The organism is uncultured Castellaniella sp. (assembly GCF_937988725.1).
In the GTDB taxonomy this organism is placed as follows: Bacteria; Pseudomonadota; Gammaproteobacteria; order Burkholderiales; family Burkholderiaceae_B; genus Castellaniella.
In genome coordinates this window covers 1-14,166 of record NZ_CALKHS010000007.1, presented here as the reverse complement: position 1 = coordinate 14,166, position 14,166 = coordinate 1, and the positions used below count along the sequence as shown (strand labels likewise).

Annotated in this window: 11 protein-coding genes and 1 pseudogene; 5 read left to right on the top strand and 7 right to left on the bottom strand. The window is 62.1% G+C overall.

What is annotated here, in order from left to right:
• Positions 1 to 8 precede the first annotated feature (8 nt).
• The 3 genes from Q0263_RS06060 to Q0263_RS06050 form a co-directional block, all read right to left on the bottom strand.
• Positions 9 to 2,507, bottom strand: a complete 2,499-nt coding sequence (locus Q0263_RS06060) for an ATP-binding cassette domain-containing protein (protein ID WP_298014354.1) — start codon at positions 2,505 to 2,507, stop codon at positions 9 to 11.
• Complete coding sequence (locus Q0263_RS06055; protein ID WP_298014351.1) at positions 2,504 to 3,373, bottom strand: branched-chain amino acid ABC transporter permease; 870 nt, start codon at positions 3,371 to 3,373, stop codon at positions 2,504 to 2,506. Before Q0263_RS06055 ends, Q0263_RS06060 begins: the two co-directional genes overlap by 4 nt.
• Before the next feature lie 95 nt (positions 3,374 to 3,468).
• Entirely contained in the window at positions 3,469 to 4,755 is a 1,287-nt protein-coding gene (locus tag Q0263_RS06050; protein WP_298014348.1) for an ABC transporter substrate-binding protein, read from the bottom strand.
• Positions 4,756 to 4,868: 113 nt separating this feature from the next.
• Here Q0263_RS06050 and Q0263_RS06045 point away from each other — a divergent pair, with 113 nt between their 5' ends.
• Both Q0263_RS06045 and Q0263_RS06040 read left to right on the top strand, forming a co-directional pair.
• Positions 4,869 to 5,960 (top strand): Gfo/Idh/MocA family oxidoreductase, encoded by a 1,092-nt coding sequence (locus Q0263_RS06045; RefSeq protein ID WP_298014346.1) that lies wholly within the window; start codon positions 4,869 to 4,871, stop codon positions 5,958 to 5,960.
• A complete protein-coding gene (locus tag Q0263_RS06040) occupies positions 5,957 to 6,781 on the top strand; it encodes a sugar phosphate isomerase/epimerase (RefSeq protein WP_298014343.1) in 825 nt (274 codons plus the stop codon). The genes Q0263_RS06045 and Q0263_RS06040 overlap by 4 nt, the downstream gene beginning before the upstream one ends.
• Here Q0263_RS06040 and Q0263_RS06035 read toward each other — a convergent pair.
• Positions 6,732 to 8,489 carry an FAD-binding protein gene (locus tag Q0263_RS06035; protein ID WP_298014340.1) on the bottom strand — a complete coding sequence of 586 codons (1,758 nt, stop codon included), beginning with the start codon at positions 8,487 to 8,489 and terminating at the stop codon, positions 6,732 to 6,734. The two genes, Q0263_RS06040 and Q0263_RS06035, sit on opposite strands and share 50 nt — an antisense overlap.
• A gap of 152 nt (positions 8,490 to 8,641) precedes the next feature.
• On the opposite strand from Q0263_RS06035, the gene Q0263_RS06030 reads away from it, so the two are divergent.
• From Q0263_RS06030 to Q0263_RS06020, 3 genes are all read left to right on the top strand, one after another.
• Positions 8,642 to 10,345 (top strand): FAD-dependent oxidoreductase, encoded by a 1,704-nt coding sequence (locus Q0263_RS06030; protein ID WP_298014338.1) that lies wholly within the window; start codon positions 8,642 to 8,644, stop codon positions 10,343 to 10,345.
• 27 nt (positions 10,346 to 10,372) lie between these two features.
• Entirely contained in the window at positions 10,373 to 10,996 is a 624-nt protein-coding gene (locus Q0263_RS06025; RefSeq protein WP_298014337.1) for an NIPSNAP family protein, read from the top strand.
• A 103-nt stretch (positions 10,997 to 11,099) separates the two neighbouring features.
• On the top strand, positions 11,100 to 11,870 hold the full coding sequence (locus Q0263_RS06020; protein WP_298014335.1) for an IclR family transcriptional regulator: 771 nt from the start codon (positions 11,100 to 11,102) through the stop codon (positions 11,868 to 11,870).
• Positions 11,871 to 11,929: 59 nt separating this feature from the next.
• Here the strand turns inward: Q0263_RS06020 and Q0263_RS06015 are convergent, their stop codons facing one another.
• The 3 genes and pseudogenes from Q0263_RS06015 to Q0263_RS06005 all read right to left on the bottom strand — a co-directional run.
• Positions 11,930 to 12,859, bottom strand: coding sequence for an NAD(P)-dependent oxidoreductase (locus Q0263_RS06015; RefSeq protein WP_298014333.1), 930 nt, complete (start codon positions 12,857 to 12,859; stop codon positions 11,930 to 11,932).
• 336 nt (positions 12,860 to 13,195) lie between these two features.
• Entirely contained in the window at positions 13,196 to 13,621 is a 426-nt protein-coding gene (locus Q0263_RS06010) for a F0F1 ATP synthase subunit epsilon (RefSeq protein WP_298014330.1), read from the bottom strand.
• A gap of 9 nt (positions 13,622 to 13,630) precedes the next feature.
• A pseudogene (locus Q0263_RS06005) lies at positions 13,631 to 14,166 on the bottom strand (F0F1 ATP synthase subunit beta); the annotation flags it as partial.

The following is a 14,166-nucleotide window of genomic DNA, read 5'->3' as shown; positions in this document are numbered from 1 at the left end:
TGGGCGACTCAAACATTCACCCCCAGCAACCGCGCCTGCATATCCGCATCCGCCGCGAGCTCCGATGCCCTGCCCTGGTAGGCCACCGTCCCGTTGACCAGCACGCAGGCGCTATCGGCCAGCGCCAATACCGACTCCGCGTTGTGTTCCACGATGATTAGGCTGGCCCGATCACGCAGCTTGATCACAGCATCCATGACTTCCTTCACGATGGCTGGCGACAGCCCCTCAAACGGCTCGTCGAGCAGGATGAGCTTGCTGGGAACCATGAGCGAACGGGCAATTGCCACCATCTGCCGCTCGCCGCCGGACAGGCTTTCGGCCTTGACGTTCCTGCGGTTGTGCAGGCGCGGGAACATCTCGTACGCATCGTCGACAGTAATGCCGCCCTTGCGAGCAGCTAGGCGCAGATTCTCGTAGACCGTCAGATTGGGAAACAAACGCCGGCCCTCAGGCACGATGGCAAGCCCCATGCGGCTGATGGTGAAGGATTTGGCCTGGGTGATGTCCTGGCCATCGAACAGGATCTTGCCGCGCGTGGCCCGGACCACGCCCATGATGGCCTTGAGGGTTGTGGTTTTGCCCACGCCGTTGCGTCCTAGCAGCGCCAGCACCTCGCCCTGATGGACCTGAAGCGACAAATCGCTGAGCACTGTGCTGCCGTGATAACCGGCATCGACTTTTTCCAGCGACAACAGCGGCTTGCGCGTCGCATGGGACGCCGCATCGGCCGCCCGGCGGACTTCGTCAGAGAGTTCCGGCCGGTCTCCACCCAGATAGGCATCTATCACCTGCGGATCGCGCGCTACCTCTTCGGGGCGGCCGTCCGCGATCAGATGCCCGCGGTGCAAGACCGTCACCCGGTTGGAGATCGTCAGCACGCGATCCATATCGTGTTCGATCAGAAACACGGCGCGCTGCCGGGCAAGCTGCTGGATGAGTCCGGAGACGACGACGCGATCGGCCTCGGCCAACCCCGCCAGAGGCTCGTCGAGCAGCAGCAGGCGGGCATCGGTGGCCAGTGTCACAGCGATCTCAAGCAGTCGCTGCTCGCCATGCGCCAGGTTCTCGCACTGATCCGCCGCCCGGTCCTCCAGGTGCACGGCTGCCAGCAGCGACCATGCGCGCGCGTTGATCGCCTGCTCCTGGTAGGCGTCGCGCCAGAAACCGAGCTTCGGCGCCATGTGCGCCTGCACAGCGATCCGAACATTCTCGAACACGGTCAGGTTCCGGAACACGCTCAGAATCTGATAGGAACGGCCGATCCCCAGGCGGGCCCGCTTGTCCATGGACAAGCCCGTGATGTCCTTGCCCTCAAAAATCACCGTGCCCTCGGTTGGCGGCAAGACCCCCGCCAGGATATTGAACAATGTGGTCTTGCCGGCGCCATTGGGCCCGATCAGGCTATGCAGCTGGTTGGGATAAATATCCAGGCTGATGTCGTGCGACGTCACCAAGGAGCCGAACCGGTTGGTCAGATGTTTCACAGACAGGATCGGCTTGTCGGAATCCGCATTCTGCGGCGTGCCGAACCAGGGCTCGATCAGAGCAGGCCGCAGAGGAATGCCGGCTCGCGTGAGGCTCCAGCGCGGATTCCGGATCAGACGCCGGTAAAGTCCGTGAATGCCCTCGGGCGAAAGCAGGACGAACAACACGATGATAGGCGCGAAAATCAACCACCAGTTCTCGCTGACAGCGCTGAGATTATCCTCAAGCACGATGAAGCTTATGGCGCCCCACAACGGTCCGATGAAATGGTGCACGCCGCCCAGAACCGCCATCAGCAAAGGATCCGCCGCGTGCTCCCAATTCAGGTTATTGGCGTAGGCTCCCTGCAGCAGCAGCGCCAGCAATCCTCCCGCATAACCGATGAATGCACCGGAGAAAATGAAGGCGATGAGCTTCAGCCGATAGGGGTTGAAGCCCAGGCTCAGCATCCGCTGCTCATTGTCGCGCATAGCCTGCATGGCGCGCCCAAACGAGGAATGCACCAGACGCCACATCAGGAAAACCGCAGCCACGATCGTCAGCACCGCAAAAACGTTGAACGACTCCCGCGACGGGAACAAGGGACGCGGCACATTCTGCAGCCCGTTTTCGCCGCCGGTGACACTCGTCCAGCGAAAGGCAATCTCGAAGGCGATCTGAGAGCAGGCCAGGGTGAGCAGCGAAAAATAGAGGCCGCGGCGCTTGAGGATGAGCGCCCCCAGCAGGAAGGCCAGCATCACCGAGAAGATGACGACGCCGATGAGCGCCGCGACCTCATTGGTGGAGACGTGCAGCAAAGTGATCGCCGCCACATAGGATGCGGTTCCGAAAAACACGGACGCGCCGAAAGGCACCAGGCCGGTGTAGGCAACCAGCAGATTCACGCCCATGCCGTACAACGTATAGATCGCGATCTGCGTCAGGCGCGTCATCGGTGCGCCAATGAACGCCAGGAAAAAGCCCAGCAAAACCAGCGAAATCAGCAGTACTGTGACTGGATGCTTGAGGATATCTTTCATTCGAAACGCTCCCAGCGTTCACCGAACAGGCCGCGCGGCCGAATCAGCAGGATCAGGGCCATCAACACGTACATGGATGCCGCCGACGCCTCCGGCGCGAACTGCACGGTCAAAGCGGTCACCAAGCCCACGAGCACGCCCGCCACGATGGCGCCAGGATAGGATCCCAGGCCGCCGATCGTCACGATCACGAAGGCGGGCATGATGGCTACGGTCGCAATGTCCGGCGTCACGGTCAGCAACGGCGCGGCCAGAAGACCGGCGGCTCCGGCGAGCAGGCATCCCAGCCCGAAGACCACCGTCAGAACGCGCGGCAGGTTGATCCCCAGCATTTCCACCATTTCCGGATCGCGACTGCCGGCCCGCAGAATCCGGCCGTAAGGCGTGAAGGTGAGAAACGCCCACAGTGCCACCAGCAGCAAGACCGTGATGAAGAGCACTGCCACTCGGTAGCGCGTCAGGAAGATGGCGCCGAACTCGAAAATTCCAGCGAAAGCCGGGGGAGTGCTGAATGGAATACCGCCCGCTCCCCAGAACAACCGGATCAAGGCGGTGATGAACAGGGACAGCGCGAAAGTCAGAATCAGACTCAGCAGTGGATCCTTGCCGTACAGATAACGGATCAGCACGCGTTCGCAGACCATGCCGACGATCGCCACCAGAACCGGCGCCAGAATGACCGACCACCAGCCCAGCGAGGAATACAGGCTGACGGCGAAATACGCGCCCAACGCAAAAAACGCGCCATGTGCGAAGTTGATGACGCCCAGCAGGCCGAAAATGATCGACAGACCGATCGCGAGGAGCACGTACAGAAACCCCAGGACCAGCCCGTTGGCAAGCTGAGAAATGATGATATCTAACATGATGACGATTACCGAATGAGAAGGCCGTCCGGCTGTATGCCATTCCTGGGATCAGCCGGGCGAGTTACCGGAGACCAATCGGCGCACCGAGAATATCAGTGCGGAGGCATCTTGCAGCCAATTTCCTGCTCGGTGCCGAACAGCGCATTCAGGTTCTCCCAGCTCGGCTGCTTGGGTTCCTGGGCTACGGCATCCAGCCAATCCCACTTGTCGGTGATCTTGTCCTTGACCTTGAATACCATGCAGGGATGCAACATCTGATGATCCCAACTCCGGTAGCCCGCATCGTAGGCGCCATCATTGATGCGCGTCGTTTCCAGGCTCTTCACGATCTTGTTGGCATCGACGGACTGGGCCTTTTCCACCGCTTCGAGCAACACGCGGGTGGTATACCAGCCCAACCAGACCTTGTCCGCGCACGGAGCTTGGCCGGGATGCATCTTGGCGTATTCGGCAGCGAACTCCTTTTCGACCTGAGGGTTCTGCGGGTTGCTGAAGCTCCAGGGCATGCCGTAATAACCGGTGGCCGCTTCCGCGCCTACGGACCAGAGATCGATATTGCCAATAATGGGACAAGCCACTGGAATCTTGCCCTTCATACCCATGTCGGCCCACTGTTTGAGGAAAGTCGACAGATCACCGCCCGGCAGGCCCAGCATCACCACGTCGGGCTTGGCCTGGCGGATCTTGAGGATGAAAGAACTGTAATCGGAGGTGCCCAGCGGCGCCTTGTCATAGCCCAGCTCCTTGCCACCGGCTTGCTTGAGCAGGCCTGACATGCTGTTGTAGATGTCCTGGCCATAGGCATAGTTGGCAGCCAGGTAATACCAGTTCTTGCCAATGTCCAGACAAGCCGGCGCCAGCGCGCGGCTCGCCACCATGGTCGTCGTCAAGGTGCGAAAGATATATGGATTGCAGTCGGACCCTGTCAAAGCCGCAGCCGCAGCGCCGGGGCACAGATAGGGAATCTGCGCGCGGGCCGCAACCGACGACATCGCCAAGGAGGTCCCGCTGTTCGAACCGCCCACGACGGCGAAGACCTTGTCCTGATACATAAGCTTGCTGATGTTCTGCTGGGCACCCTGAGGGTTTGCCTCGTCATACCAGAGCAATTCGATATCGCGTCCCAGGATCTGGTTGCCCTTGTGCTTGAGCGCCAGAGTGACACCATCGACCAGCTGTTTGGACTGCTCGGTCCAGACCCCCTGCTTGGCAAACACAATCCCGAGTTTCAACGGGCCGGACTGGCTCTGAGCTCGCACGATGCCGGGCGCCGCCAGTGAAGCGAGCCCGCCCGCCATGGCGCCTCCTGCTGCCTTCAACATCTGGCGGCGCGACCAGAGCGACCGCTCCGAGTGTTGTTCATCATGTCTTGTCGTCATATTCCGTCTCCTGGCTGGATACAAAAATTAGAAGTGTCAACGATGCCTCAGAATGGTAATCTATTATGGAATGCCATTCAATATTTTAAGAATCATAGATAACCCTAACCATCATGAGCACACAAAAGCGCAAATCCCTCGCACTCATCGGCCTGGGAGCCATCGGAATCATGCATGCCGAGCGGATCCGCAACAGCGCGGATTTCACTCTGACCTCGCTGGCCGACCCCTCGGACCAGGCGCGGGAATTCGCTCAGGTCAACAACATCCGCTGGTATTCGGGACACCGGGACCTGTTGTCCGCCACGCACCCGGACGGCGTCATCATCGCCACGCCCAACCAGACACACACCGTGATCGCCCTGGACTTCCTGAGCGAGCACATCCCCGTCCTGCTGGAAAAGCCGATCACCGACACGGTGGAGGACGCATGGCAGATCGTGCACGCCGAACGACGAAGCAGCACTCCCGTCCTCATCGGACACCACCGGCGCCACAACCCGATCCTGCGCGAAGCCCGCAGACTGCTGGAAAGCGGGCTGATCGGCGAACCGGTATCGGCCACCGTGATGGCCAACTTCCTGAAGCCAAGCAGCTACTTCGACCTGGCATGGCATCGTCAGCCCGGCGCGGGCCCGGTGCTCATCAATCTCATCCACGACATCGACATGCTGCGGCTGCTGCTGGGCGAAATCGCCAGCGTCCAGGCCATGAAGTCGAATCGGACCCGGGGCCTGGAAGTCGAGGACACCGCCGGTGTGCTGATGCAATTCCAGTCCGGCGCCATCGGCACGCTGGTGACATCGGACTGTACGACCAGTCCGTGGAACTGGGACCTGTCAGCAGGCGAGGCGATCCACTATCCGCAACAGAGGGAAAACACCCACTTCATTTGCGGCACACAGGCATCGCTCTCCCTGCCCGGACTGGACATCTGGCAATACCAGGGGTCGGAAAAGCACTGGCAGGCGCCACTGACCCAGACTCGCAGCATCCTGCACCGTCAGGACCCCTACCAGGCTCAACTCGAGAACTTCGCCGCCGTGATCGACGGCGCAGCACCGCCACGCTGCACCAGCCTGGACGGACTCCGGACCCTGCAAGCAGCGCTGGCTGTCCATGAATCCTGCACGACCGCAAGCCCGGTGACGCTGGATCACACCATCCCCCAATGCTTGCCCGATCAAGAGGAACATCAGTCATGAAACGCCGCTATTCACTGGCCCAGCTCACCACCCTGGAACTCGCCCCCCCCGCCATGATCAGCACAGCATACAGAACCGGCTACCAAGCGTGCGGCATCCGCCTGCTGCCAGTCAGTCCCGGCGGGGTCGGCTACCCGCTCATGGACGATCCAGCGCTGCTGAAGGAAACACTGGCCCGAATGGGCGATACCGGTGTCCGGATTGCCGATCTGGAAATCATCCGCCTCACCGATTCGTTCAATGTGGGGGATTACATGGCATTTTTTGAAGTAGGCCAGAAACTGGGGGCATCCAATATTCTGGTGGCCGGCAACGACACCCATGAAGCCCGCGCGACCGAATCCTTCGCCCGGCTCTGTGAAGCCTGCAAGCCGTACGGACTGACGGCCGACATCGAATTCATGCCTTGGCTACCCGTGGACCGAATCTCCGCAGCGCAACGCATCGTGGAAGCCGCCGGCCAGACCAACGGCGGAGTCCTGGTCGATCCTCTGCACTTCGCGCGTTCCGCCAGCACGCTGGACGAGCTCGCAGCCCTGCCCGGATCCATGATTCACTACGCGCAAATCTGCGACGCGCCGGCTGGCATCCCTTCCGAGACGTCAGATCTCATCCACGCAGCGCGCTGCGCCCGCCTGCCGACGGGTGAAGGCGGCATCGACCTGAAAGCGATCTTCGAACGGATCCCGCCAGAAACGCTCATCAGCGTGGAGATCCCCAACGACGAACTGCGCGCGGGCATGAGCGCCGAAGCCTGGGCGGAGCGCTGCCTCAGGACGTCGAAACAGCTGCTTGATCAGATCGACGCGGAGAACCGCTAGCATCGCCATCCCCCCGCGCCACGAACTTCGCGATCCGCCAGCCGAATACGATGGCCGGACCGAGCGTGGTGCCAGGGCCAGGGTAGGTCCCTCTGAAAATCGACGCCAGATCGTTGCCGCACGCGAACAGACCGGGGATCACCCGACCCGCATCATCGAGCACCTCGCCATCCGCCGAGCCGTCGAGGCCCGCACTGCAGGCGAGGTCCGCAGGCCAGACCGTGACTGCATAATACGGCCCCGCGCCGATCGGACGCACGCAAGGGTTCGGCTTCTGGGCCTCATCACCGTTGAAGCGATTCATCGCGCTGGCGCCCCGATGAAACGCCGGGTCCTCACCCCGACTGGCTGCCTGGTTGTACGCTTCAACCGTACGAGCAAGCCCCGCCGAGTCCACCCCCAGCTTCCCAGCCAGTTCCGCCAAGGTGCCACCTTTGATCAGGTAGCCGGCCCGCTCGAACTCGGCAATGCGGCTCGCGCTGCGGCCCGCCATCAACAGCCCGAGGCCGTATTTTTGAATGAACGCCGCATCCACCAGCAAATGGGCGGGCACGCTTGTCCCATTGCCGTCGTCACGCAGCATGCCCATCACGAAATCATGATATGAATTGGACTCGTTGACGAAGCGCTCTCCCCGGCTATTCACCGCGATGAGTCCCGGTTTGGCGCGATCCAGGATGATGTGGGGCCACACGCGGTCCCGGCTCCTGTCGTCTCCTGGCGCGCGGCGGATGGAACAGGGCATCCACAGGCCAGGGCTATCGCCGCTGCTCTCGATGCGAGCCCCTACACGCTGTCCCTGGCCAACGCCATCGCCGGTATGTGTGTCGGGGGAGAGCGAAAGGCCGACCGCGCCTTCGGGAAACAGCTGCTTGCGCAGCGCGGGGTGGCGCGTGATGCCTCCGGTCGCCAACACGACGCCTCGTCGCGCCCGTATGCGCCGGTGACCATTTGAAGTGCCGACCACCGCGCCCGTCACGCGTCCCTGCTCTCGTATCAACTCCACCAGCGGCGTGTCGAAACGGACCTCGACGCGGCGCTGGAGCAGGCTGTAGTAGAGCCTGGCGGCAAGCGCATTGCCCATGACCAGCTGCGTGCCGCGCGGATAGCGCAAACGGTCGAGCGCGTAACGGCCCACAACCGCCAGCGTGCGCTTGAAGTTCGCAAACGAGGCAAACGGCGCAAGCAGCATGCCGAGGTCGGCGCGCGCCACCATCATGCCCCCCAGCCCCATGAACTCCCCTCGCGGAGGCCGGACCCGCGAAAATGCCTTGCCCAACACCCTGGCGTCAAACGGCAGAGGAATGAGCGCGCGGCCGCCAAACGCTGCTCCGGGGCCCGCCAGATAGTCAGGGTGAGCCGTGGCGGCGACGAACTTGACCTCGCTGATCCGAGCGAGCTCGGCGATGGCTTCGGGGCCGCTCTGCAGAAAAGCCTCGCGCGCCTCATCGCCCCCTCGGTCCGCCACAACGGCGCGCAAGAACTGCCGGGCATCTTCGACATTGTCGGGAACGCCAGCCTCGGCGCTCAGGGCGGTGCCCGGCACCCAGACCGTGCCGCCCGAGGTGGACATGATTCCGCCGACCTGCCCCGTCTTCTCGCAGACCAAGACATTCAGGCGCTCATTGGCCGCCACCAGCCCCGCCGTCATGCCCCCCGCCCCAGCGCCGAATATCAACAGGTCTACTTCCTCGTCCCAATCACTCATCTTCGTCCTCACACCTGAAAAGTCATTCCGCCGCCCGCATGGCGCACCTGCGTCTCACGCGCTCCCGTGAATATGAAAGCTTCCATTTACACAATTTGGTGAATATAGTACAACAACGGAATACCATTCAAGTTTTATAAATGAGGCCATTCATGCGACAGTGCGATCTACTGGTGATCGGGTCCGGAGCGGGCGGACTTTCTGCCGCCGTAACCGCAGCGACACTGGGGCTGAAGGTCGTAGTACTTGAGAAAGAACCCGTCTTCGGCGGCACCAGCGCGTGGTCGGGCGGCTGGATGTGGATCCCATGTAATCCTCTAGCGCTGCGAGCCGGCATCCGTGAATCTGTCGATCAGCCCCTGAACTATCTGCGCGACGAACTGGGGCCCCGGTTCAACGAAAAGAAAATCGCTGCTTATCTCGAGGCCGGTCCGAAGATGGTGAGCTTCTTCGAGTCCAGAACAGCTGTCCGCTTCATCGACGGCAACAAGATCCCGGACTTTCATCCAAGCTCGGAATTTGCGGGACTCGGCGGACGATCCGTCTGCGCCGCGCCCTACGACGGGCGAGAACTGGGTCCGCTGATCCAGCGGCTGCGTCAGCCACTGGACGAGATCACCCTGCATGGAATGGCCATCGCTTCTGGCAGGGATCTCGCCCATTTCTTCAACGCCGCCCGCTCATTCAGATCCGCCCTGTACGTCGGAGGCCGGCTACTCCGTTTCGCGCGGGACCGTCTGCTCCACGGCCGATCCATGCACCTGGTCAACGGCAACGCGTTGGTGGCGCGGTTGCTCAAGTCAGCCCATGATCTGGGGGTGGACCTCATCGCCGAGGCTCACGTGGAATCCCTGACACAAGAAAGCGGCCCGGGCAGCCGCGTGACGGGAGCTCGGGTCTCCATCGACGGCCGTCTGGAAGATATCGCCGCCGGGCGCGGCGTGGTCATGGCCTGCGGAGGATATCCTCACGACGTGCCGCGCCTGCGGGCTACCTTCCCGAAAACCCCTACCGGCCACGAACACTGGTCGGCTGCGCCGCCGACGAACACCGGCGACGGTATCCGTTTGGCGGAGGCTGCGGGCGCCCATTTCGACCACACGCTGAAGCATCCGGCGGCCTGGGCGCCCGTCTCGCTGGTCCACCGTCGGGACGGGCGGCTCGCACGCTTTCCGCACTTGGTGGAGCGGGCCAAACCCGGCGTCATCGCCATCATGAAAAACGGCAGGCGCTTTACGAACGAAGCCGACTCATATCATGACTTCATTGCTTCGCTCATCGCCGCAACGCCCGACGGCGAGCCCCCGCAGGCATGGCTGATCTGCGACCATGCTTTCCAACGCCGCTATGGCCTGGGTTTCTCGAAACCGTTTCCGCTGCCGGTAAGGCCCCATGTGAAATCCGGCTACCTACGGTGCGCCGCTTCGATCAGCCAACTCGCGCAGGACTGCGGTATCGACGCATCCGGACTCGCGGACACCATCGCCACCTACAACCAAGGGGCGGCCCGAGGCGAAGACCCCGAGTTCGGCAAAGGAAACACGCCATACAACCGTGTCCAGGGCGATGCTGCCCATACCCCCAACCCATGCCTGGCGCCGATCGACAGGGGCCCTTACTACGCGCTACGCCTATACCCTGGCAGCCTGGGCACCTTTGCGGGGATCAGCACAGACGAGTTCGGCCGGGCCGCCACCGCCGACGGAGAAGCCGTGGAGGGCCTGTACGTGGTCGGCAACGACAGCGCCAGCATCATGGAGGGCAACTACCCCGCTGGAGGTGTCACGCTCGGGCCAGCGGTGACCTTCGGCTTCATCGTCGGTCATCACGCGGCCGAGCGATCGCCATCTCTCTGAATTCATCTAGACAAGGAGTCTCCAACAGTGAACACGAACACGCTCTACGACGTCGTCATCCTGACTGCCAAAATGGGCAAGACCGTCGATATCATGGAACACGTGCGTGATGCCCCCGCTGCCAAGGGGGCAACACTGCACGGCATTTGGTATTCGGACATCGGCGCGCTGGGCAGAGTGATGGTGCTGCGCGGCTTTGAATCCGGCAACGATCTCATCGCGGCCCGCCGGCAACAATTGCTGGACGGCACCTACTACGGCACCGAAGGCCTGATCGATGATGTCGAAATCAGCACCTACGCGCACTTCCCGTTCCTGCCAGCCATCGAGCACGGCGACTTCGGCTCCGTCTACGAGATGCGGACCTACGGCATCAAACGGGGCACCAGCCTGCAAGCAACGCTGGCTGCCTGGGAAACGGCAGTACCCGAACGCACCCGCCTGTCGCGGCTTACCTGCGCGATGTACTCCCTGGATGGAAAGGCGCCGCGGTTCCTGAACATCTGGCCATACGCCAGCCTGAACGAGCGGTCGGAAACACGGGCCGCCGCAGTCAAAGCCGGCATCTGGCCGCCCCAGGGGGGCCCGACGCACCTGACCACCATGGAATCCCATGTGTACTTGCCTGCGTCCTTCTCGCCTCTAAAATGATGGTCGGCTTGTCATTCGATGGGCCGGGTGCCCAGATCCGCCTACACTCGACCCCGCGTCCCCGAACAAACGGCGACCCAATGACAAACAAGAGGAATTCCGCATGAGCAGCAGTCTACAAAAGAGCCTGTCTATCCTGGAGCTTCTGGCCAAAACACCAGACCCCATGCCATTGCGCGACATTGCCGAAAGTCTGGACAGCCCGCCGGCGACTGTTCACAGACTTCTGAAGCTGCTGTCGAACGCAGGCTACGTTCGACAGGTCAGATCGAACAACGACTATTACTTGAGCCTGAAGCTGGCTTCGCTGGGGCTCATCGGGCTGTCCAACACTGGCATTCACGGGGTGGCGCAGCCGCTCCTGGATCGCATGGCCGCTGAAACAGGGGAACTGGTGCGCCTGGGCCTCATTGAAAACGAACGCCTGGTCTTCATTGCGAAGGCGACCGTTGCTCGATACGGGCTGCGCTATGATCCCGACGCCGGTCAGGAAGCTCCGCTGTGCTGTACGGCGTCCGGCCAGGCATGGCTGCTGAACCTCACGGACGAGGAAGCCCTGCGCATCGTGACCCAGCAAGGCTTGCCGCCCAAGGGGGTCCATGGCCCCAATGCGCCCACTACCATCCAGGAATTCCTCGCAGAGTTGGCCGAAGCCCGCAAACGCGGCTATGGCCTGAACATCAACGCATCCATGGACGGCATCACGGCCATCGCGGTGCCTATCATCCCACCCAAAGGCCAACGGGTGGTCGGGGTACTGGCCATTTCGGGCCCATCGAGTCGCCTCACACGGGATATTGCCGAGACATTCCTGCCCATGATGCGCAATGAAGCGGAGGAACTCTCGGGGATCACGCTTTATCCGACGCTATGAAGCACGGCTGAAACGCCAGCGCATCCCGGCGCCGCTGATGGCCCTCGACATGGAGGCCATCAGTCGCCGGCGCGTCTCTCGCGAAGGCGCTGGTAACACGCCAGCGTCTTCCGGATCCCTTCCTCGATACTCGTGCTGGCGACATCGGGCAGTAGCTCACGAACATCGCCGCCTTCAATCCGGGCGGCGATCGGCAGCGGCAGCCCCGAAATGGACAGGCGAGCATCCGGAACCGCGTCGGTCACTGCGGCAACGAACTCGTCCACGCCGGCCACCGTACCCGCCATATTGCAGACATGAGCACCGCTGACGCGGCTGAAGGCGCACTTGATGAAGGCGTCCGCAACATCCTCCACATACACAAAACCGGTAGAGCCCGAAAAGGGAATCGTATAGGACTCACCCAGCACGGCCGCGCGGCAGGCCAAGCTGGGCCCGGCGCTGGAGCCCCCGCTGCGTCCAACCCCATAGACGACCAGGGGTCGCAGGCCTATGCTAGCCACACGCAACTCGGGGCTGGACTCCTCCCAGTAACAGCGGGCTATGCCTTCGCAGGCCAGCTTGTACACGCCGTACAAGGTGCGAGGATCGGGAATCCCAGGATTCTCGGGTCCGAAAACACCGGCGCTGCTCGCATAGGCCACAACCCCCCATCGCCGCACCCTGGCCGCTTCAAAAATGTTCAAGGTGCCCAGCACATTGACGCGCGCTCCCTGCATGGGATGCGCCGCGCAAAACGGCGTCAGGACCCCAGCCAAATGGATAACGGCATCGCATTCCCCGGACGCTTCTAGCACTTGGTCGGCATCCGTGATGTCCCCGATGAACCATTCTATGGCCTCGTCATCCACAGTCTCGCCGACCACTTGCGTCACAATCGTCCGGTCGTCCCGCTGATCGAAGATGCGCACCCCATGTCCGGCCCGAAGCAACGCTCTCACAATCCAGGCGCCGATAAAGCCGGACCCGCCGGTCAAGAGTACCTTCATATTGTCCCATCGCAGTGACTGTCCAAGATCGGTCCGTTCTCCAGGCCGTGCGCAGATGCGCCCAAACCCCCGTAAACAGCATGATGCTCCTACGGAGAATTTGATCTCACAATTTAATGAATGATATTCCAATAAGGAACATAATTCAATAATTGCAAACCAATAACTCCCGTCATGGATCGGCCTTCAAGATCATCACGCCTGCGTAATGAAGGAACGGCTTCCGGCGTACCTCAGGGGCATCCACGCCCCTCGACGATCCCGTAGATCCCAGACGCAAAAAAGGGCGCCCCGAAGAGCACCCTTTTTCATTACAGCAGATCGGAAACCAGCCGCTCAGTGCGAAGACCGCTTCTGACTGAACTTCCGGGCAGCGGCAGCCTGCGCGGCCAGCATCGCCAGCTCGGCTTCCACCACCGCCAGATCCGCCTTGTCCTTCGTGTTGCGCAAAGCTTCCTCGGCGCGCTCGCGCGCCTTGACCGCCTTGGCCTCGTCCAGATCCGCGGCGCGGATCGCCGTATCCGACAGCACCGTCACCGAGTGCGGCTGAACTTCCAGAATGCCGCCGGCCACGAAGATGTTTTCCTCGGTGCCGTCGTCACGCTTGATCTTCAGCGTGCCCGGACGGACGCGTGAAATCAGGGGAGTATGCCCCGGCAGGATGCCGAGGTCGCCCGATTCTCCGGGCAGGGCGACGAACGTCGCCTCGCCCGAATAAATCGAGGCCTCCGCACTGACCACTTCGATGTGAAGAGTCGCCATGTGCAGTCCTTATTGGATGGTTTTGGCCTTCTCGAAGGCCTCGTCGATGCCGCCCACCATGTAGAAGGCCTGTTCCGGCAGCGCGTCGCATTCGCCTTCGACGATCATCTTGAAACCGCGCAGCGTTTCGGCCAGCGGCACGTACTTCCCGGGCGAGCCCGTGAAGACTTCGGCCACGTGGAACGGCTGCGACAGGAAGCGCTGGATCTTCCGGGCGCGAGCCACGGCCTGCTTGTCTTCCGGGGACAGTTCGTCCATGCCCAGAATGGCGATGATGTCGCGCAGTTCCTTGTAGCGCTGCAGCGTCTGCTGCACGCCGCGGGCGATGTTGTAGTGTTCCTCGCCCACGATCTGCGGGTCCAGCTGACGGCTGGTGGAATCCAGCGGGTCCACGGCCGGGTAGATACCCAGCGCGGCGATGTCACGCGACAGCACGACGGTGGAGTCCAGGTGCAGGAAGGTCGTGGCGGGCGACGGGTCGGTCAAGTCGTCGGCGGGCACGTACACGGCCTGGATCGAGGTGATCGAGCCGGTCTTGGTCGAGG